The sequence below is a fragment of the Halobacillus shinanisalinarum genome, assembly GCF_022919835.1.
GTDB lineage: Bacteria > Bacillota > Bacilli > Bacillales > Halobacillaceae > Halobacillus_A > Halobacillus_A shinanisalinarum.
This window is the reverse complement of the sequence record NZ_CP095074.1, coordinates 3,615,480-3,637,372: the sequence shown is the minus strand read 5'-3', so window position 1 is coordinate 3,637,372 and position 21,893 is coordinate 3,615,480. Positions and strand designations below refer to the sequence as shown.

14 protein-coding genes, 2 pseudogenes and 1 riboswitch are annotated in these 21,893 nt (G+C 39.9%); of the genes and pseudogenes, 6 read left to right on the top strand and 10 right to left on the bottom strand.

Annotated elements, in window-relative coordinates:
* Positions 1-15 precede the first annotated feature (15 nt).
* Together MUO14_RS17945 and MUO14_RS17940 are read right to left on the bottom strand one after the other, a co-directional pair.
* Positions 16-1,392 (bottom strand): YjiH family protein, encoded by a 1,377-nt coding sequence (locus MUO14_RS17945; RefSeq protein WP_244751946.1) that lies wholly within the window; start codon positions 1,390-1,392, stop codon positions 16-18.
* A 152-nt stretch (positions 1,393-1,544) separates the two neighbouring features.
* Positions 1,545-2,918, bottom strand: a complete 1,374-nt coding sequence (locus tag MUO14_RS17940) for a sigma-54 interaction domain-containing protein (RefSeq protein WP_244751945.1) — start codon at positions 2,916-2,918, stop codon at positions 1,545-1,547.
* Positions 2,919-4,007: 1,089 nt separating this feature from the next.
* On the opposite strand from MUO14_RS17940, the gene MUO14_RS17935 reads away from it, so the two are divergent.
* Positions 4,008-5,594, top strand: coding sequence for an OPT/YSL family transporter (locus MUO14_RS17935; protein ID WP_244751944.1), 1,587 nt, complete (start codon positions 4,008-4,010; stop codon positions 5,592-5,594).
* Positions 5,595-5,639: 45 nt separating this feature from the next.
* Here MUO14_RS17935 and MUO14_RS17930 read toward each other — a convergent pair whose 3' ends face one another.
* The 8 genes and pseudogenes from MUO14_RS17930 to MUO14_RS17895 all read right to left on the bottom strand — a co-directional run bounded on the left by MUO14_RS17930 (position 5,640) and on the right by MUO14_RS17895 (position 17,089).
* On the bottom strand, positions 5,640-6,407 hold the full coding sequence (locus MUO14_RS17930; protein WP_244751943.1) for an IclR family transcriptional regulator: 768 nt from the start codon (positions 6,405-6,407) through the stop codon (positions 5,640-5,642).
* 115 nt (positions 6,408-6,522) lie between these two features.
* Complete coding sequence (locus MUO14_RS17925) at positions 6,523-8,256, bottom strand: hydantoinase B/oxoprolinase family protein (protein ID WP_244751942.1); 1,734 nt, start codon at positions 8,254-8,256, stop codon at positions 6,523-6,525.
* Positions 8,246-10,296: pseudogene (locus MUO14_RS17920) on the bottom strand (hydantoinase/oxoprolinase family protein). The gene MUO14_RS17925 and the pseudogene MUO14_RS17920 overlap by 11 nt, the downstream one beginning before the upstream one ends.
* Before the next feature lie 375 nt (positions 10,297-10,671).
* Complete coding sequence (locus MUO14_RS17915) at positions 10,672-12,054, bottom strand: APC family permease (RefSeq protein ID WP_244751941.1); 1,383 nt, start codon at positions 12,052-12,054, stop codon at positions 10,672-10,674.
* A 157-nt stretch (positions 12,055-12,211) separates the two neighbouring features.
* Positions 12,212-13,680: pseudogene (locus MUO14_RS17910) on the bottom strand (aldehyde dehydrogenase family protein).
* 69 nt (positions 13,681-13,749) lie between these two features.
* Complete coding sequence (locus MUO14_RS17905; RefSeq protein ID WP_244755653.1) at positions 13,750-14,856, bottom strand: class II histone deacetylase; 1,107 nt, start codon at positions 14,854-14,856, stop codon at positions 13,750-13,752.
* A 57-nt stretch (positions 14,857-14,913) separates the two neighbouring features.
* Complete coding sequence (locus MUO14_RS17900; RefSeq protein WP_244751940.1) at positions 14,914-16,302, bottom strand: aminotransferase family protein; 1,389 nt, start codon at positions 16,300-16,302, stop codon at positions 14,914-14,916.
* Between the two features lie 205 nt (positions 16,303-16,507).
* Positions 16,508-17,089 (bottom strand): TetR/AcrR family transcriptional regulator, encoded by a 582-nt coding sequence (locus MUO14_RS17895; protein WP_244751939.1) that lies wholly within the window; start codon positions 17,087-17,089, stop codon positions 16,508-16,510.
* Positions 17,090-17,382: 293 nt separating this feature from the next.
* Positions 17,383-17,483, bottom strand: a riboswitch (TPP riboswitch).
* 220 nt (positions 17,484-17,703) lie between these two features.
* On the opposite strand from MUO14_RS17895, the gene MUO14_RS17890 reads away from it, so the two are divergent.
* From MUO14_RS17890 to bioD, 5 genes are read left to right on the top strand one after another with little or no spacing between them, the layout of a single operon-like run.
* The gene (locus MUO14_RS17890; protein ID WP_318036045.1) at positions 17,704-18,495 is read left to right on the top strand and encodes a 6-carboxyhexanoate--CoA ligase; all 792 of its coding nucleotides are present in this window, start codon (positions 17,704-17,706) and stop codon (positions 18,493-18,495) included.
* Positions 18,482-19,846 carry an adenosylmethionine--8-amino-7-oxononanoate transaminase gene (gene bioA, locus MUO14_RS17885; RefSeq protein WP_244751937.1) on the top strand — a complete coding sequence of 455 codons (1,365 nt, stop codon included), beginning with the start codon at positions 18,482-18,484 and terminating at the stop codon, positions 19,844-19,846. Before MUO14_RS17890 ends, bioA begins: the two co-directional genes overlap by 14 nt.
* The gene (locus tag MUO14_RS17880; RefSeq protein ID WP_396265715.1) at positions 19,827-20,912 is read left to right on the top strand and encodes an aminotransferase class I/II-fold pyridoxal phosphate-dependent enzyme; all 1,086 of its coding nucleotides are present in this window, start codon (positions 19,827-19,829) and stop codon (positions 20,910-20,912) included. The genes bioA and MUO14_RS17880 overlap by 20 nt, the downstream gene beginning before the upstream one ends.
* Positions 20,909-20,998 (top strand): hypothetical protein, encoded by a 90-nt coding sequence (locus MUO14_RS24855; RefSeq protein ID WP_396265714.1) that lies wholly within the window; start codon positions 20,909-20,911, stop codon positions 20,996-20,998. Before MUO14_RS17880 ends, MUO14_RS24855 begins: the two co-directional genes overlap by 4 nt.
* Complete coding sequence (gene bioD, locus MUO14_RS17870) at positions 20,999-21,685, top strand: dethiobiotin synthase (protein WP_244751935.1); 687 nt, start codon at positions 20,999-21,001, stop codon at positions 21,683-21,685. It begins immediately after the preceding gene.
* Positions 21,686-21,893 lie beyond the last annotated feature (208 nt).

Here is a 21,893-nt window from a genome sequence, read left to right as displayed (position 1 = left end):
GAACCTCCATCCTTCTTAAAAAATAATGTGAGCAATGATGACGATGATCGGCAATGTAATAACCGTTCGCTGTAAAAAGATAATCAACAGTTCGCCGACGGTAATCGGAATTTTCGATTTGATCAATAACATCCCAATTTCAGACATGTAGATTAACTGGGTTAATGAGACACAGGCGATTACGAATTTCGTGATTTCCGCTTCAATACCGGCACCGATAACGGCCGGCAAGAACATGTCGGCAAACCCAACGAGCATCGCCGGTGCGGCCTCGGCGGCTTGAGGGATTTGCATGAATTCGAGAATCGGTACGAGTGGATAGGAAATATAATCAAAGATCGGTGTGAATTCAGCAATGATTAAGGCTAGCGTACCGAGTGCCATGACAAGGGGAATCAAGCCGAAGTAGATATCCGCCACGGTTTTCAAACCGTTCTTCACAATTTGACCGCTGCTACGAATCGAGGAAGCTTTCTCCACAGCTTTTTGAAAACCCCATTGGAACTGCGTCACACCGTTTGGCATATCTTCTGAAATTTGCTTACCCGTCCCTTCATAATACGTGTTCTCTTTTCTAGAAAGAGGAGGAATGCGCGGGCAAATAATAGCCGCTACTAGACTTGAGAACGCCACTGTAAGATAGAAAGGAACAAACATATCTTCCAGTCCGATAAAACTGATCACAACTAGACTAAAAGCAATTGAATTGATCGAGAAGTTCGTTGCGATCACCGCTGCTTCCCGTTTTGTATAATAGCCGCTCTCGTATTGTTGAGTGGTAATCAACACTCCGACTGTTCCTGCGCCCATCCATGAAGCAAGGGCATCAATCGAGGAACGTCCTGGAACATTGAACAACGGTCTCATCACTTTTCTACACATGGTACCGAAAAAATCCATTAATCCGAAGTCCATTAACAACGGCATCAAAAAGCCAGCAAACAAAAACCAGGTCGTCAATACGGGGATCAGTGAGTGTAAAACCGTTCCCCCGGTAAGATCCGATTGAATGACGTTCGGACCCATTTGGAAAAGCGTTAAAATCGCAAAGACTGCCCCTAATAAACGGGTAATTACCCAGCCCCAGCCAATGTCAAACATCCCTTTCAAAAAGGGCCTGTCCACAATAAACGCTGGCTTTGCAAGCTTCGCGAAAAGAGCCAGAACGGCAGAAAGCACAAGCACACCCGTCATTGTTTCAACAAGATATCCTTCTAATGCCGCCTGAAACGTCTCCGCAAACACACCGACTCCTATCGTGATCTTTCCATTAAACGGAATCGGAACAAGAAACAGAACGATCCCGAGCAGCGATGGAATAATGAATTTCAACATATCCGCACGCTTTACTGCAGGTTCTTCTTGCATCAAGGTACTTCTCTTCGGTTCCATAGTCATTCCCTCCTCATTTTCTTATACAGCTAGTCACTTTTGAATAAGCTGCGAAAAGCCCCGCCATAGTTGTTGTAACAATCATACTCCTCTCCTCAGACAGCCTTTAAAAAAGGACCTACTATTATTAGTGCAATAATCGTGCCAATTTATTATTTAATTCCGTGTTTTCGTAATTTTCTAAATGCTGAAGGTTGACTAATCCCCAAAACTTCAGCGATTTTCACCGTTGATTTATGTCGCTGCTTCGCCTCCAATAAAATTTGTTTCTCCACTCGATCGAGTGTTTCAGGTAAGGTTTCCTCTAATTGTTTATTAAACCGAACCGGCGTGTTGTTACAATATTCATGCGGCAAATCATCTAAGGTAATGACTTCCCCAGTTGAAGTGACCACAAGCCGTTCAATAACATTAATCAACTCACGGACATTGCCCGGCCAGCGATTCAACAGCAACTCTTGCCACACCACGCCGTCGAGGACTTTCTTTTTTTCGTATTTGTCGGAAACCGTCTCCATAATGTGATCAATAAGAGCCGGAATATCGTCAGGACGGTCACGAAGCGGCGGGATATTGACTGGAACCACATTAATGCGAAAATATAGATCCTCGCGAAACTCATTTTTAGCAATCGATTCGGAAAGATCTCTATTCGTGGCGGTAATCAAGCGGAAATCAGCCGTGATTAACTCACGTCCTCCCACCCGGTAAAATTGCTTCTCATGAATCAGCTTTAACAGCTTGACCTGATTCTGCGGGGAGAGTTCACCGATTTCATCGATAAAAAGCGTGCCACTTTGAGCCATCTCCGCAAACCCTTTACTGCCGCCCGTTTTGGCCCCTGTAAAAGCACCAGCCACATATCCGAACAATTCAGCCTCAAACAGTTGTTCAGATATCGCCCCAGCGTTAATTTCAATAAAAGGGCCTTTCTTGCGCGAACTGCGGTTATGAATAAATTGAGCCAGAGAAGACTTCCCGACACCTGATTCGCCTAGCAGAAGTACATTCACATCGACATCCGCCACCTGCTGGGCTGTTTGAATGATCTGCTGCATCTTGTGACTTTTCGAAACAATGCCCTCCTGGTGAAACCGTTTTTGTTCCACACGATCGAGTTCGTTTTGAACCTGCTTCATTTCATCTTCCATATCGGCAATGTAAGACTTCAGTTCCTTTAGTTCGGTAATGTCATGAGAATAACTCACAACACGATTAATTTCTCCATCGGGCCCCTGAACCGGCAGCGCCGTAACCATCAATTTCTTTTCATCTGCAGCCGTTTGGATGAAGGTGACTCGCTTTTTCATTCGTAAAACCATCGGCGTGGCAAGCGGAGTAAACACCCCATCCTTCTCGAGATCAAACACCGAACGCCCGACTAAATGATCCGCCTCCATCCCGTAAATCTCTCCAGCAGCCTTACTCGCAATCGTGATGGTGCCGTCTAGTTTCGTTACAATAATGTCGTCTTTAAGTGAATGCAAAATGGCTTGGTATTCATTCCAGGTATCTGTTGATAACACGGATTCACCTCCATGAATCTTTATACAAGCAAAATTATTCACAAACGAATAGAAGGACTTTTATTTAAGTTGAAAACACCTTGTATTACTGCCTTAATCACACCTATTCAATTATGAATTTTTAAAAATCTAAATGATGTATTACATTCTACCGTAAAATTCGATAAATTTAAACATTTTATAAAAATTCAATATAACTTTTGTTTATGCATGTGGTGTTCATTGGGAAATCGATTGTTATCCCCTTTTATGATTCATTAAATGAGTTATATGGGTCAGCGAGTGGGAAAGCTTAGGGGGAACCTTAACCTCTATTTAAAAACATGGAACGGCTCCACTTGGTCAAATTGGCAAAACCTTGGAGGGTCTCTGAACTCTGAACCGGCAGCGGTATCGTGGGGACCAAACCGTATCGATGTGTTTGCTAGGAGAGATAATCAAGACTTGATCCATTCATATCGTGGGCAATAATTTTAAATAATGATGAGGGTAGCTGTTCTTTTCAAGTGAACTGAACAGCTGCCTGATTTTTTGTGCTTGGTTAAGTTCCTTCACTTTCTTTTGAATCAAATAGTAATTTACAAATGGATACACGAGATGAATCATGTTAGTGTTCTCCGATATTATGTACCTCTAACTCCTTACACATTAGTCGAGTGGGGACATTTCTTCATAGCACAAGTCTTGGTTGTCTGAGGGATCCTTCTATTTTACTTTTAGTATCGAGAACAATTTTTGGATAAAGGTGAAGGCCTTCTATAAATAGAGGGCCTTTACTGTGCGTACATCTTTACTACTCATGTTGAACGCTGATTGTTCTCCATTCTAGTCCAGCTAGGTGACCTGTCTAATTAAAGAAACTGGCGTGGGGTTTTCCCACTGCTGCTCACCGACTAACCATTTATTACATTAACGTACCGCGGTACTGGCACCAAATTTATCTGTTATCGACAAAGAGGTCGATCTTTGATAGAAAAGCATCGCTAATTTACCGATTTAAGTGAAAAATAAAATTGAAATTTTAGAAAAATTAATTTATAATAATAAAAGAACCGACGTTTCTATATTAGAACCGAAAGGGGACTAAATATGAATCAATCTACTAAAAAAAGACATCCTAGTGCTTTTGCGCCTTTGACACTAGCCTTGAGCATTGTTCTTTCAGTCGGGGGGGCAATTATAGGTTTACAATTAATAACCACTTTAGGTATCTCTGCAAACACATCTATTATAGGTGCTTTATTTGCTATGATCATAGCTAGAATTCCACTAAGGATGTTAATAAAATTCAAATCCGTACATAGACAAAACTTAGTTCAGACATCAATATCTGCAGCTACATTTGGGGCAGCAAACAGTCTGATATTACCAATTGGAATTCCCTATGCTTTAGGGTTGCCTGAGTTAGTTATACCGATTTTTATCGGAATCACTTGCGCTATGTTTCTAGATGCTATTATGCTTTACAAGTTTTTTGATTCTAAAATGTTTCCTGCTAAATCAACATGGCCTCCTGGATTAGCAACAGCTGAAGCAATTAAGTCTGGAGATGAAGGTGGCGGCCGTGCAAAGCTATTAGGAATTGGGATTGGTGTTGGCGTCTTAGGAGCACTTTTAAAAATACCCATGTCAGCGTTTGGTGTAGCATTCATAGGAAACATTTGGGCTCTTACCATGTTTGGAATTGGTTTATTACTAAAAGGATATAGCCTTCCTTGGTTTGGAATTGATTTAGATGCCCTGTATATCCCCCACGGATTTATGATCGGTGCAGGTATCATTGCACTTGTCCAAGTAGGTGTAACTTTATTTAAACAAAGACAAACACTAAAAGATCAAAGTGAACATGAGACTTTTACACGCACGAGTAAAGATATAAGCCAAGGTTTTGGTTGGGGATTTATAGCTTTTATGGGAGTAGCTTTACTCCTTGCCCTACTTGGTGGAGTTATTACTGATATGGGAATAGGGCAATTGATCTTGTTTCTATTATTCGCTGCGTTTGCTGCATTTTTTCACGAACTAATCGTTGGAATATCTGCTATGCACGCGGGATGGTTTCCAGCTTTTGCTGTAGCTCTTATAACACTGATTGTCGGAATGTTGATAGGTTTTCCTGTAAAAGCTTTAGTTATATTAGTGAGTTTTAGTGCCTCAACAGGTGTGGCTTTTGCTGATATGGGATACGACTTAAAAACCGGGTTTATGCTTAGAGGAAATGGAGAGGATATTGAATTTGAGAAGACAGGACGAAGGCAACAACTTTATGCTGCTTTAATTGCTTTTGGTGTAGCCACTGTAGTCGTATTTTTGACCTATCAGAGTTACTTTGATCAAGACCTCATTCCACCTGTAGATCGCGTCTATGCAACTACTATTAAGGCAGGAATTGAAAACGGGGTTGCTCTTCAGTTATTTATTTGGGCAATTCCTGGTGCGCTACTTCAGCTAATCGGTGGTTCAACTCGTCAAATGGGCACACTCTTTGCTACAGGACTCCTTATCATGTACCCTATTGCAGGGTGGACTGTTCTTACAGGAATTATTATTAGATTTCTTACATTAAAGATTAAAAAGGGTAAAGCAGAAACACCTATGACTATTTTAGCTGCCGGCTTTATCGCAGGTGATGCTATTTACAACTTCTTCAACTCTGTATTAAAACTAGGGAAATAATAAAAAAATTCGCTGATATAGGAAGTACTATATCAGCGAATTTTTTTATATGTAGCTTTGGCTGCCTGATTGATTTAGAAACGTTTGAATAGTTTCCGCTTCTTTTAATAAAATATCAACATGACCCTCTACATCACTTTCTGAAAGACGATAAGCAGGCCCTGCAATGGTCAAAGAAGCTAATATCTTTTGGCCTTGATCAAATAGTGGGACTCCTAACCCAAAGACTTGATCAGCAAACTCTCCTACAGAATAAACCCAGCCTTGGTCTCGAATGGTATTCAAATCAGCTCTTAATTCCTCAGCATCCACTATTGTGTTAGGAGTTAGTTCTTCAAGACCTTTCTGAATCAGCTCTTCTTGTTCCTCCTTGGATAAATAAGCCATCATCACTTTACATGACGCCCCCGCATGTAAAGGACTTCGCGATCCTATGTCTACATCGAAACGAATCTGTTGTGAGCTCTCTGCAATATCAACGGTAACTCCATCATGCCCATCTAACCATGTCAAAAATGCAGATTCGTTAGTTTGGTTCGCTACACGTTCCATGATTGGGTGGATGGCCTGTGATATATTGAATTGTTTCTGAACAATTTGGCCATAGCCTAAAAATCGCAATCCTAGATGATATTTCTTTGTAACATCATTTTGATATAAAAATCCATGATTCTCAAAAGTAGATAAAATTCTATACACGATCGTATGATTCATATCCATCTCTTTTGCTAACTCTCTTACTCCCCAGGAAGGAGTTATATTTGTAAAATACTTCAGCACATTAAGAGAATTATCTAATGTTTTTAGAGTCATTGCCACCCCACCGTTTCTATATTAGAACCATTTTCACTATTATAAAATGTAGTCTAATAAATTTCAAATAAAGCAAAAAAGCTTACTCCTATGAAAAGAGTAAGCCCTCCAATAATTACCTATCCGGATAAACTTCTGTAATTTTCCAATTATCAGTTTCAACTTTAACCCCATAAACATCCTCAGCATCTTTTAAAGAAATGTACCCGTTTCTCACATCTTTTAGTACCTGTTCTGGATTACGATGTAAAGGAGAACCATAACCACCCCCGGTAGCAGTTATTAAATGTACAACATCCCCTTTATTTAACTCATATCTGGCTGTAACTCCATAAGGTCCATCTACTTGTTTATTAGATTTCTCAACGGTTACGTAGTTTGGGGACCCTTCATGCCCCCCATTCATCCCCCAAGGTTTAAATGAATGACGACCAAATATTGTAGACAGCTTTTGGCCTGAACTTAACACTTTATAGCTTCTTTGTACTCCACGCCCACCGAGATATTCACCAGCACCAGCTGAATTAATGTGTAATCCATAATTCTCGATAAGAACTCCATAGCGGGACTCCGCAATTTCTATAGGAACATTATAGGTTTCCCCATTTCCCATACAAAATTGTCCACTGACTCCGTCCATTCCTTGTGCAGCTCCCCATCCTCCAACAGAGGGTTCTACTATTAGAAAAGGATTATTTGTTACATGATGGTTGCCAGATAGAACTACAGAACATACTGAACCCATATGACCTGCAGGCAATCGCTCTGGGAGATTCGGGGCCATTGCCTGCCAGATTAAATCCGCTCCCCCTATCCTTCCTTCAAAATTCATCGATACGGGAGCAGGCCGCTCAGCTGAAATGATAGAGCCTCGATCTGTAATTACTGAGAACGGTTCAAAAAAACCGTCATTTACATCAGTAAAAGGCTTTACAATCGCTAAGTACATTGCCCGAACACTTGCTAAAAGACCATAATAAGAACAATTAACCGGTTTATTAACTTGGGGATGACTGCCCCTGAAATCTGCCATAAAGTTAGTTTCAGTAATCGTAACTTTTACTTTGATAGGATATTGTTTATCTTTGCTTGCACCCGCTTCTATATATCCTTCTGCCAGGAACTCTCCCTTTGGAATCTTCTTCAGTTCTTTTAAGGCATAGTTTTTCCCTTGATTTAATAATTGATTTATTGATAAAGTCACTACATTTTCTCCATATTTATCACACATATCACTAAACCGTTTACCTCCGGTTTTTAATGCAGCAATCTGTGCCCACATATCTCCAATAGATAGATCAGGAAACCTAACATTCGACTGAATGATATCCACAATCCCTTGGTTAATTGTACCCTTCTCCACAAGTTTTATCCCGGAGAACTGGAGTCCTTCTTGAAAAATTTCAGTAGAGTCTGTCGTGAAAGATCCTGCATCCTTGCCGCCCACTTCTGTCCAATGCCCTTTATTGGCTGAATAGGCAACTATTTCTCCTTCATAAAAAATAGGCATGACCAGTCCTACATCTGATAAGTGGGAGCCCCCTCCTAAGTACGGATCATTAATAAGTATAATATCCCCTTCATACAACTCCTTACCACCATCAAATTTTTCAATTATAGATTGAACCATAGGACTCAACATTCCAATAAAGCTTGTTACACCATTCCCCTGACTAATCAAACGGCCTTTACGATCAGTAAGACCGCATGCATAATCTAAAACCTCATATATAATGGGACTCATGGAAGACCTGGCAAGAGCTGTGAACATCTCCTCCCCTATAGATAGAAGGTTGTCTTTCACTATTTCAACAGTAAAAGGGTTCACGTTGCTATGTTTATTCATCATCCATCTCCTCCCCTAGTTCAATGATCAAATTCCCAAACTCATCAATCATTGCTTTCTGGCCTTCCTCTAATAAAACAGTTGTAGACTGTTCTTCAATAATTACTGGCCCTTTGATTTCCTGAAGCGGTGGGATTAGATCTTTTTGATAGACATCCACATTGATCCACCCCTTCTCATCAAAATAGACTTCTCTTTGGTTTAAAAAGGCCTCGTCTAATGAGCTTACAATTTCTATCTGCTTAAGTTCAGGAGATTCTTGTTTACTCTTAGCAGTTAAATGGAAGTTTACAACCTCAGTTAAAGTATCATCTAGCCTAAATGTATAATGCTGCTCATGTTGAACATGAAACCTTTCCACTATATCATCTTGATGGTGAATGAGTGACTCCTTCTGTTTGATAGGAACCTTCACAGTATGTTCTTGTCCTGAATATCGCATGTCTACATGCTTTTCTAGGAGCACCTGATCAAAGGGTATTCCTTCTTCTCTAAACTCCTTCGCAGCTTCCCTTTTAAGCTGCTCCCACGTTTTCTCTTCCTCCTGAATATCCAATTGATCGACTACTTGCACATGGGTTTGTATATAATCGTGCCGCACATGAGTCATTAACATCCCCCATGCTGAAAATACAGAGGAGGCAATAGGTACGATAATCTTTTTTATTCCTAGTTCTTTAGCTAAAGCCGGAGCATGTATCGGACCTCCACCACCAAAAGCTATTAACGTAAAGTCCCTAGGATCGTGTCCTTTTCGAACAGAGATTAATTTAAGTGCATTCAACATATTAGAATTTGCTAAACGAAGCACCCCCATGGCTGCATCTTCTATAGAAGAGTTAAATGGTTCAGCAATAGTATGACTGAAGGAGGAGCGAACTAGGTCTAAATTAACATGTGTTTTAAAATTCGTTGGGTTTAGACGACCAGTTATTAAATTAGCGTCAGTGATAGTAGGATTCTCTCCGCCATTGCCATATGCGACGGGACCGGGATAGGCTCCAGCGGATTGGGGGCCAACCTTGAGAGAACCTGTTTCATCCACCTTAGCGATTGATCCCCCTCCATTACCGATCTCAATAATGTCAACTACTGGAGTTTTAATGGGATATCCAGCATACCTGCTTGATCTTTCAATGTAATAATCTGTGGTAAGTGAAATTTCACCTTGATTAATGAGGGAACATTTTGCTGTTGTCCCTCCTACGTCGAATGCAATAATATTCTCTTCCCCAATAATTTTTCCTAGTTTAGCCGCACCATATATACCTGCAGCCGGACCAGATTCAACTAAATGAATTGGTGTGCTTTTAGCATTCTCAAAAATGGTCACTCCACCGTTTGATTGCATTACGTAATTGTTACTCTCTAGTTTTGCCTGTTTCAACTTCGTTTCTAACTGATTCATATAAGAAGAAACAATCGGTTTCACATAAGAATTAAGAACTGAAGTGCTAGATCTCTCATATTCTCTCCACTCTTTAGTAATTTCGTGGGAAGAAGTTACAAATACATCTGACCACTTCTCTTCAATAAGCTCGATCGTACGCCTTTCATGCTCAGGATTAATATAAGCATGCAAGAAAACAACGGCCACAGCCTCTACACCTTGAGATTGCAAATATTCGATTGCCTCCATAACATCTTTCTCATTTAATGGAAGGATAACATTCCCCGGTAATCTAACCGCTCCTCCACTTCGACTCGCAAATGACGTTCCACAAAGGGGGTTGGTTTCTTATACGTAAAATTATATAAATCTGGTCGGTTTCCTCGAGCAATTTCTAACACATCCCGCGTCCCACGCGTTGTTATTAATCCTGTTTTCACACCTTTTCGTTCCGTAAGTGTGTTAATGACTATAGTAGAACCATGAATAAACTCATTTATTAATGAAACATCAACCTCATCCTTTTCAATAACATCTATAACTCCTTGTTCAAAATTCGGAGGTGTTGAATTTGATTTTGAAAAATGGACTTCACCGTTCTTAATGTAAGCTAAATCAGTGAAGGTGCCACCTATATCTGTCGCAACTCTCATTTTACCAGCTCCATTCGTTTCTATATAAGAACCAACGTTTCTATATATAATAAGTGTAGTTTATTCTGAAAATTTTTTCAATGGTTTGGAAAAGAAAAATGTTTTAGTGGACTAATACCAGAGGAAGCTTTACGCTACATGGGTTCCAATGCACACGAACTAATCCATTATTATTGTAGATTTCTAGACAAAAGAAAGCCTCGCAGAGGGTTTACTTCTGCAAGGCTTTCAAACTACTAGACACCGTAACGGAAAAGGAGGGTGAAATATGGTGAAATCAACTAAATGACATTTCTTAAGAAACATGATGCACGTATCTCTCATAGAAGATGAAAAAAGTCCGCGAGGTTGAGTTAAATACTTATTTAATGGACGTTAAAGAGATAGCTCGTTTTCTTCCTTTTTTAAAATCTTTATTCTGACAAATAATAAGAGTGCACCGATAATAACCCAGAAAACCCCCGTAACCTTTCCAATAAACTCCATATTAAACAGGATGTATCCACAAACAATAACCCCTAAAAACGGAAAAACTAAATGAAATAAAAGAGATGTACCTGATCGCTCTTGCCTCTTAACAAAAAACTCAACAAAAACAGACAAATTTACGGAAATGAAACCTATCAATGCTCCAAAAACCATAATGGCGAATATAAAAGATAATGGTAGAAAAAGAGCACCAAAATACCCAAAAAAAGCTAAGATAATGATACTGTAATCCGGAGTCTTATACTTTGGATGTAAATGGCAAAATATAGACGGCAATACTTCATCTCTGCCCATCCCAAATAAAATTCTCGAACCAGAGGATTGTCCTGCTAAAGCAGTTGAAATTCCGGATACCGCTATAATGATAGTAATAATAGTAGCTAAAATACCTCCACCTACAGAAACGGCAACCTCAAAAAATGCAGTATCTTGGGATTGAAAAGAGTTAAAATTTGGCGAGACAAGTGTAGCAAAATAAACCTGACATATATAAAGAAATGAACTAATCAGTAAAGCAAAAATCGCTGACTTACCTACCATCTTACCTGTTACTTGGGAATCTTCAGCCATCGTTGTAACTGCATCAAAGCCCAGGTATGAAAGAACAGCAATGGAAGCGCCGGAAATAAGAGCATCCATTGAAAAAGTACTAGAATTATAAATACCTTCTAAAGAAAAAACACTTCCTATCCCACCAACACCAGTGGTTAAACTTTTAACTGCAAAAGTAATAAATAGAATTAAACTAAAAATCATGGTAATCGTCATGAACAGATTCACTCGGGAAGTTACTTTTGACCCAAAATAATTAAACATTGTAACAGGAACTAAAAATACTAATAACATTCCCCACAAAGGGATAACAGGAAAAAGTTCCATCGTGAATATCGCACTTAACCTGGTAAGAAGAATCGGCATCATTAAATAATCCAGTAATATAGCCCACCCTGCAATAAAACCAATATGAGGATGTATAGCTTGAGCTGTGTAGCTGTATGTGGATCCAGCCTTCGGAAAAGCCCCTGCCATTTTACCATAACTAGAAGCTGTAAAAATCATCGCGATCAAAGCAACTAAGTAAGATAATACAGCATGCCCCTGGGACAATTGGGTTAACTCACCAAAAAGCGTCTGTGCTGAAACTGGAGCCATAAAAACTAATCCAAAGATAACCAAATCTCTTGTTTTTAAAACCTTTTTTAAGTTTTGAGCTCCCTCTTTTCCAGCTTCAGAACCAGAGTATTCAATCGGTATTTTATTTTCTTCCATTCCAATCCCTCCAAAAAGAACTTGAAAACACTTTTCCGATGATGAACATTCCTATCCTACTTGTTATCAAATATAAGGATTAAATGTTAGAGGGGGCTTTCTCATTCCCCCCTTCTACACCCATATCGGGTGGCCTATTTTCTATTGCTTAGTCTAATCATGCTCCATACCAATTAAAATGTTCATCATTTAAATCAACCCAAACGTTTTTCGTTTCTGTATACATCTCCATTGCTTGAATGCCTAATTCTCTCCCAAACCCACTTTGTTTCGTTCCTCCAAACGGGGCAACACTATCGAGCATACTAAAGGTATTAATGTACACTGTTCCTGCTTTTAATCCTTTTGCCATTCGGTGAGCTCTCTTTAGATTCTCTGTCCAAATACCTGACGTTAATCCGTACACTGTGTTATTTGCTTTTCTCAAAGCATCTTCTTCATCTTTAAAACGAATCACCGATAAAACAGGACCAAAAATCTCTTCTTTAGCAATCGTCATATCATTAGTAACGTTCTCAAAAATAGTCGGAGTATAGAAATACCCTTTTCCTTCTATTGTACTTCTTTCCCCCCGAGAGTGAGATCCGCTCCTTCTTCTATCCCAGCTGCTACATATTGCTCAATACGTTCTAACTGCTGTAATGAAACTTGTGGACCCATTTGTGTTTTTGGGTCCAACGGGTTTCCAACCTTAATGGTTTTTGCTTTCTTAATAAATGCTTCCATAAATTGATCATATATACTGTCCTGTACAAACAACCTAGAACCCGAGGCACAGACCTGTCCCTGTCCAAAATAGATACCAAACATGGAACCATTGACAGCGTTTTCAATATTCGCATCATCAAAAATGATATTAGGAGATTTGCCGCCAAGCTCTAAGCTTACAGGTTTTAGATTCTTGCTTGCTGCTTGCATGATAAAACGACCGGTTTGAGTAGACCCTGTAAAGGCTACTTTGGCTATGTCCGGATGTGAAGACAAGGCATTTCCTGCTTCGCCATAGCCAGCAACCACATTTATAACTCCATCAGGAATGCCCACTTCTTGAAAGATCTTAACCATTTCTAAAATACTAACAGGTGTCTGTTCCGCAGGCTTAATAACGATTGTGTTTCCTGCTGCTAAAGCCGGCGCCAATTTCCACATCGTTAACATGAGCGGGAAATTCCAAGGAACGATCGCGCCTATTACACCTAATGGTTCTTTTAATGTGAAATTAAACCGATCGCCAGGAGAAGCCAAAGTCTCTCCTTGGATCTTATTCGCAAGGCCCGCATAGAACTCTAGTACATCAATCATAGCCGGAATGGCAATAAATTTAGTTTCATTAATAGGAAGACCGTTTCCCCTAGACTCCACTTCCGCTAAATAGTCTGCTTTTATTCTTAATTCCTGAGCTGCTTTATTTAATAAACGTCCTCTATCACTGGGAGCCATTTCAGCCCAAGGGCCAGACTCAAAAGCTTTTCTTGCTGCCTTTACTGCTAAATCAATATCTTCTGCTCCACCTTCAGAAACAATATCACTTGCTTCTCCTGTTGCAGGATTAAGTGACCTAAATGTTTTTCCAGATACAGAATCTACCCAATTCCCATCAATAAATAACTGATATGAACGACTCATAGATTTTTCTCCTTTTCTATTAAATAGAGATGTTTATAACTGAACCCTTATAAAGACTAAGTCCGATTTTTATCCTATAGACTGTATCTTTATAACTTGATCAACGGCTTCTTTTTGGTGTTTAGCCAAAATATCGGAAGGAAGCCCTTTGATTGCTTCAAAATAGGGATCTTCCTCCACTTTACTTTGTAATCCACTTAATGACTCCATAATTCTTAACGTACAAAAAGGGACGTATGAAGGGCTATACCCACCTTCGTGACAAACGACTAAACGTCCTTCACAATGACGTTCGGCTAGATGTTTGACAACCGAGGTTATCTCTCCATACCCATCAGCCGTGACCATCATTTGAGCAAGTGGATCAAATACACTTGCGTCTTGTCCGGCTGACACTATAATGAGCTCTGGATTGAATTGATCTGCTTTAGGAATAACTACTTTTTCTAATGCATATAAATATCCAGCATTTCCTGTCCCTGCAGGTAAAGGTATGTTTACGTTGTATCCCTTTCCTTCACTTTCACCGAGATCTTCAGCAGCCCCTCTATCTGGTGGGAAATTAAATTCTTGATGGAGGGAGATAAACAGTACGTTAGGATCATCATAAAACGCATTTTCGGTCCCGTTACCATGATGAACATCCCAGTCTAAAATCATAATACGCTTTAACCCATATTCTTCTCGTGCATATCTTGCTGCAACAGCAACATTATTGAATAAGCAAAAACCCATTCCCTGTTCTTTTTCAGCATGATGTCCCGGCGGTCTTGTAAGAGCATATGCATTGCGAACCTTTCCTTCCATTACTGCATCAACACTTATAATGGCACCTCCCGCAGATAATAGAGCTATTTCATAAGAGCCTCTGCCAACAAGGGCTAATCCCCCTGCATCTCCACCCGTTGTGTCACTTAATTGTTTTACCTCATTCACATAAGAAGGAATGTGATTCAGCTCAATTTCTTCTCTAGTAGCTGGCCGTGGGGTAATTAGCGTTAACTCGTTAATAAACTCACTTCGTTCTAATAAATTTTTCACACGTCGTTTGCTTTTAGGACTTTCACCATGTTCATCTGCTTCAATCCAGCCTCCAGGAGGAAGAAATAGAGCCCCATTTCCTGTGTCATGCCAAAAATAACTTTCATCACAAAGAAATCCGGTTTTTAAGTTAATATAATCCCTCCTTGCGCTTTATGTGGTAACGCTTCCATTAAACAGAACAGCTCTTCCTTACTTTAACACCTTGTTTTCAAATGCTTTAATGGCTCCAGAAAGCCTGTCTATCATAGTTTCGATGTCGCCTTTATTAACTATTAATGGCGGAGCAAGGGCAACAGCATTCATCCCTCCAAAAGAAAGGGGTCTTAAAAGAAGATTTCGGCTTAAACATTCTTCTACAACTTGCTGGGCAGCATGCAAGGATGGGTCAAATGCTTTCCCACTGTCACGATCTGCATATAGTTCAATGGCCCCCAGCAAACCTGCTGTTCTAGATTTTGCCGTCACCTGATGTTGTTCTTCGAGATACGCTAACCCCTTCAACAACTCATCCCCCATATGCTTAGAATTCTGGACAAGCTTCTCATTTTCTATAATCTCTAGATTTTTTAATCCAACGGCACAGGCGGTTGGGTGTCCACTGTAGGTAAAGCCATGGAAAAATACGTCATCCGACATTTCTGCTAGTTCATCCCTAAGTTCTGATTTAAGAAGAACTGCGCCCAACTGCATATATCCACTTGTTATGCCTTTAGCTACTGACATTAAATCAGGAACGACTTCCCAATTATCTACACCAAACATTTCTCCTGTTCTACCAAAACCACAGATTACTTCATCTGCAATCATATAGATTCCATATTCATCACATAATTCACGAACAGCTTTTAGATATCCTTCAGGAGGGATGTTGATTCCTCCTACACCTTGAATGGGCTCTAGAATGACTGCTGCTACTGTTTCAGGCCCTTCTTTCTCAACAATGCCTCTAATACTGCTTTCATAGTCAGGCTGGGACTTGTCACCTTTTTCACAATCTGTCAGATAGGGTTTTGCATGCAAAAATCCTGGGGCTGAAGAAGTAATCATATGATCAAATTCACGTACACCGGTTGCGCTCGTCGCCCCCATCGTCACCCCATGATAGCTTAAATCAAGGGCAATAATTTTTGTCCGTTCAGGTCTCCCTTTTAGTTTCCAGTAATGACGTACAATTTTAAATGCCGATTCGTTGGATTCCGATCCTCCAGAAGTAAAAAAGCTCACATCGAGATTCCCAGGTGTTAGCTCCGCAAGTTTTTCAGAAAGCTGTATAACTTGATCATTAGAGTTATTAAAAAATGACGAGCCGTAAGAAAGTCTCATCATTTGTTGTTTAGCTGCTTCCGCCATTTCTTGACGCCCATACCCTATATTTACATTCCATAAAGAAGAAACCCCATCAATATAAACATCATCATACACATCCGTTACATGAATACCTTTTCCCTCTTTAATTATCAGCCCCGGGCCATTTTCCTGATGTAGTTTCAGTGGTGTTGTTGGATGAAAATAATGTTCCTTATCTAATTTTCTCAAATATTCAGGTTGCCTTGTTTCCTTCACAAATTGCTCGTTCACTTTTACTTCTCCCCTTTCATAAATTTAACTGACGAACGTTCGTCAGTTTTAATTGTACGAAATTTTCCGAATACTTTCAATGAAAAATTGTTAACTTTTTCATTCTGCCCGTAGGTTGAAAGAAATTGGCTCCCCTAATAGTTCTAAATGAGAGACATTTCAAAAGCATGATATAGTGTTCTCCTAGTGATAACTAAGCTTATTTCTACTTTGTTATCCCTCGCCAATAAATCTCCCAGGAGACATTAAATCTTTTTTCGAAGCTTTCTAAATTCGAATAAATTAACTCTACGAGTAATCCGTCAATAAAATTCAGAAAAGAAATCGTTCCCTTTTCAGCTTCCATAATTAATCTTTGTTCATGAGAAACAAATACTTCCTCTACATATTTATGTAATTTTTTGTAATATGTAAAGACTCTTGAAATAACAATTTCTTGTAAGTGATTTGGGGGTGTAAACATCATCCTAAGTAAAAATTTCACATTCCATTCCCCGTCAGATGTATATCTTTCTTTTAAATGAAGTATAAAATTATACAATACGTTATCAAGGGACTCATTTTTTTGCTGATAAAAGTACTCACTCAATTCTAAAATCCCTTCTTGAATGACTTGGTTCATGACTTGTAAAAATAGATCATCTTTATTTTTAAAATGTGCGTATATAGATTGCTTTTTTATTCCCACCTCTCTCCCAATGTCTGTAAGAGAAGTACCATCATACCCATATTCAACAAAAAGAGTTAATGCGCTTTTCTTAATTTTATTTGCCGTTATACTAGTCATTTGTTTCCTCCTATGTGTCGCCAATGTAATAAAGCTAGCTTAAGTTAACTTCATCGACAGTTATTAACAATTTACCATTCAATGCGATTGATATCTATCACTTCATACTAAAAACATACTTTTTTCGGCTACGGTACTTAAAAGGGAAAAGTTACCGTGTGGATTTAAACCACCCAGATTGTACAACAGTGGGGCACACCAAAAAACCACATTTCAAAAGAAAGTGGTTGGTCCCAAAGATCATATGTATATGAATGAAATAATAGAGGATTAACTAAAATCTATTATTCCACACAGATCCCCCGCCACTTCCCTTCGCTAGTATTACCTAGATCAGGTAGTTAGGGTCGAGATCCATTATCCCTCTCAGCTCGAAAGCCCCCTAGTGTTTGGTGAATGACATTAAATTTTTACTATAGGATATATTCACCATAAATTCAAAATCTATGAACTATTCAAAGTTATAATCCCTACTTTGCCTTCGATTTACTATAAGAAATTAAACCTCCTTGAAAAATTAAATATTTAATGTAAACTTAAAATTGTTTAGGTTAACATTAATTGCGAAAGGGAGAAATTTAAACTAGGATTTACAGAGTTCATTACGATGGAGGCTGATTGAACTGATACAAGATAACGGATTATACAGCTTAAGAATGAGAGCTGCACTTGGCGGTCCCCATGAAGAAGGAGGAAAACATATATCAGGTGGAGAACACCTTTCCTCAAAAGCTGATATGCAGGTAAAAGCAGTTGAATTAATTGATAAGGCCTTTTCCCATACACAAGGTGAGCCGACTTTCTTCCAAATGACAATTGATAAGGTTGAGGAGCATTTACAAGCTATCAAGCCGTTATCTGTTTCTACCATTGATGCGACCGATGCCGCACAGGGAAGAAAATTAGCACGTTCTCTCCTTGCCGATCACGGAATATCAGATGAAGTTATTAAAAAAGCTATGAATCTATTAGAAAGTAGCAATGACAACAGAGGAGCACTGATTATTAATGCAAAAACTGGCGAACGTCTCGATGAGCGGAAGGAAAAGGGAGTGCGTGTCTCCCATCTGTATTGGGAAAAAGAAAACTTTGAACAGTGGTGTAAGCAAAAAGAACTGGTGGTAAATCAACGCATGAAGGAAGCACTGACTTTGGCAACAAAGGTGTGCTCCCACCCCTTAACGATAGCAGAGCTGTGCTGGAGTGATGATCCTGACTATATTACAGGGTACGTTGCTAGTGCTGCAAAAGGGTACCAGAGAATTACAAAAGTAAAGGAATATGGTGACGAAGCTGGTGGACGCTTGTTTTTCGTCAATGACGACCAGTCGATTGATTCGTACATTCACTATCTAGAGAAAATACCGGTCTCAATAGGAACGGAGGAGAATTATGAACTTAATTGAGAAAAGTAAAAAGTATTTATGGCTGCCATTTACACAAATGAAGGATTATGATGAGAACCCATTAATTATTGATAGTGGAAAAGGAATTAAAGTGAAGGATATTAATGGGAAAGAATACTATGATGCTTTTTCTTCTGTGTGGCTAAATGTACATGGACATCGAAAGCAAGAGTTGGATGAAGCTGTTCGTGAGCAGTTAAATAAGATTGCACATTCCACCTTACTTGGAATGACGAATGTACCCGCTACCGAATTGGCGGAAAAATTAGTCAAGATTGCTCCTGATTCCTTAAGCAGAGTCTTTTATTCCGACAGCGGTGCAGAAGCAGTTGAAATTGCGGTAAAGATGGCTTACCAATATTGGCAAAATATCGGTGCAACGAACAAACAGAAATTTATCTCTGTAAAAAATGGCTATCACGGGGATACAATCGGGGCGGTTAGTGTTGGTGCCATTGACATTTTTCACAAGGTCTACGGCCCTTTAATGTTTGAAGGGTTTAAAACAACGGTTCCGAATGTCTATCGCCACCCTACAGAAGATCCAGAGAAAAGCCGTGATGAAGCACTTGAAACACTTGAGACTTTATTAAAGGAGCATCATGAGGAGATTGCCGGGTTAACTATCGAATCTATGATCCAAGGTGCTGGCGGTATGATTGTTATGCCTGAAGGTTACTTATCTGGTGTTCGGGAGCTGTGTACCAAATACAATGTCCTAATGATTATTGATGAAGTGGCTACAGGCTTCGGACGTACCGGTAAGATGTTTGCCTGCGAACATGAAGATGTCGAACCGGATCTTATGGCAGCAGGAAAAGGAATTACCGGGGGTTACCTGCCTGTTGCCATCACATATACAACGGAAAATATTTATGAGGCATTTTATGATGACTACACAAAGCTGAAGACTTTTTTTCACGGTCATTCTTATACCGGAAACCAGCTTGGTTGTGTAGCAGCTTTAGCCAACCTGAAACTGTTTGAAAAGGATCATATCGTTCAGCAGGTTACCCAAAAATCTGAATGTTTACATGAATTGTTTGGGGAAATAAGCAGCCTCCCACATATCGGGGACATCCGTCAGCTTGGTTTCATGTGCGGGATTGAGCTCGTTTACGACAAAGCAACGAAAGAGCCTTTTCCCTTCGAAAGCAGAGTAGCCTATAAAGCATCATTAAAGATGCGGGAATTAGGACTTTTGACAAGACCTACCGGAGATGTGGTCGTCTTTATGCCGCCTCTTGCCAGTACAGAAGAAGATTTAAAAGAAATGGTCCAGATTATGAAACAGGCCATTGTAAGTATTACATCAGGGGAGGCGCTTCAGATTGCTGCGGCTAACTCATGAATGGCTCGAACAGGAAGTTGACTTGATTAAGGATCAGGGGTTATATAGACAGCTTAGAACCATCTCTCCCCCATCCGCGAAATCTTATATAGATGGAAGTGAAAGCATCATAGCCTCTTCCAACAATTACTTAGGCTTAGCGGGAGATAAAAGACTGACCGATGAAGCTGTGGCTATTATGAAAGAGTATGGGGTAGGAAGCACCGGCTCAAGATTGACGACCGGTAACACAATCTGGCATGAAAAGTTAGAGAAACGTATCGCAGAATTCAAAAAGGAAGAGGCAGCACTCGTCTTCTCAAGTGGATACCTTGCCAATATTGGGACGGTTTCCAGTCTGGCAGGATTAAATGATACGATTTTAAGCGACCAGCTCAATCACGCAAGTATTATTGATGGATGCAGTCTCAGCAAGGCGAAGACATGTGTTTACCGTCATATGGATATGGAAGATTTAAGAGAAAAGTTAATCCATAGTCAACAATTCAAACGGAGATTTATTGTAACGGATGGTGTTTTCAGTATGGACGGGAACATTGCTCCATTACGTGAAATCAAAGTTTTAGCAGAAAAATATGATGCCTGTGTAATTGTAGACGATGCTCACGCCACAGGTGTTTTAGGAAAAAGCGCCAGAGGAACGGCTGATCATTTTGATGTTCCTGTGGATGTTACAGTGGGAACTTTTAGTAAATCCATCGGTACCGAAGGAGGATTTGTCGCTGGGTCAAGACCGCTGATTGACTATTTAAGAAACCGGGCACGACCATTCATTTTTCAAACGGCTCTCCCACCCAGCATGATGGCTGCTACAATTAAGGCCATCGATATTATCGAAAGCAGTCCAGAACTCCATATTCATTTGCAACACTTAAGCCGCTTCATCCGAGCTGAATTACTCGATTATGGCTTTGACGTGAGGGGGAACAAACCCCTATTTTACCTGTCGTTATTGGAGAATCCGAACAAGCGATGGATTTTTCAGAAGCTCTGGAAAAGGAAGGAATATTTGCTCCAGCCATTCGACCACCAAGTGTTCCAAACGGGGAGAGCCGGATTCGAATGACGATCATGGCGACACATACAGAGCAAGATATTCAACAAATCTGCAAGGCCTTTTATAAGGTCGGAAAAAAGCTCGAGGTGATTTAAATGGGAAATGGCATTTTCGTTACAGGAACGGACACAGGCATCGGGAAAACATTTGTTGCGGGGGGAATCGCAGCCGCTTTGTCAGAAAAAAATGTTGATGTCGGTGTCTTCAAGCCGATGTTAAGTGGTGACAATAGAGAAGATCCAGAAAGTGACACCATGATCTTAAAATCAATGTCTGGTGACGAGTCCCCATCATCAGACATAACCCCCTTTCAGTTTGATGAACCGTTGGCCCCCTATCTAGCCGCTAAACGACAAAAGATTTCTGTAAAACAAACCGATGTGATAAATACTTGGAATCATATAAAACATCGCCATTCCTTTTATATTGTTGAAGGGGCAGGCGGCATTGCAGTACCTTACGGGAAAGACTTTCTCGTCAGTGATGTAATGAAGGATATAAATCTCCCTGTGATTGTGGTCACCCGACCAAATCTAGGCACAGTCAACCACACTTTTTTGACGGTCGATTATGCCCGTAGATGCGGATTAAATGTACTCGGTGTGGTCATAAATGGTTTTAACACTGAAAAAGCAGGAATTGTGGAACATACCAACCCTGAACTGATCGAGCAATTCTGCAAGGTACCGGTGCTTGGAATCATTCCGCAAATTGATAAAAAGGACAGGAAGGCGCTGGCGGAGTTATTCTATACTAAGGTAAATCTATCCTCCTTTATGTAAGCAGGCGTTTACTGAAACCATAAATAGGTATTGATGACTCCAGAATTTTTCTCAGTTAATTGTTACCGTTCAAGGTATAAATTATTACAAACCTCTGATATCACCTATATCCGTCATTAACTTGCCATCATTAATAAAAGCCCCCAAAAGAGCATTGAAAAGGCTCCTTGGGGCTGAAATTATCATTTAGAAATCTGAATTCCTAAAT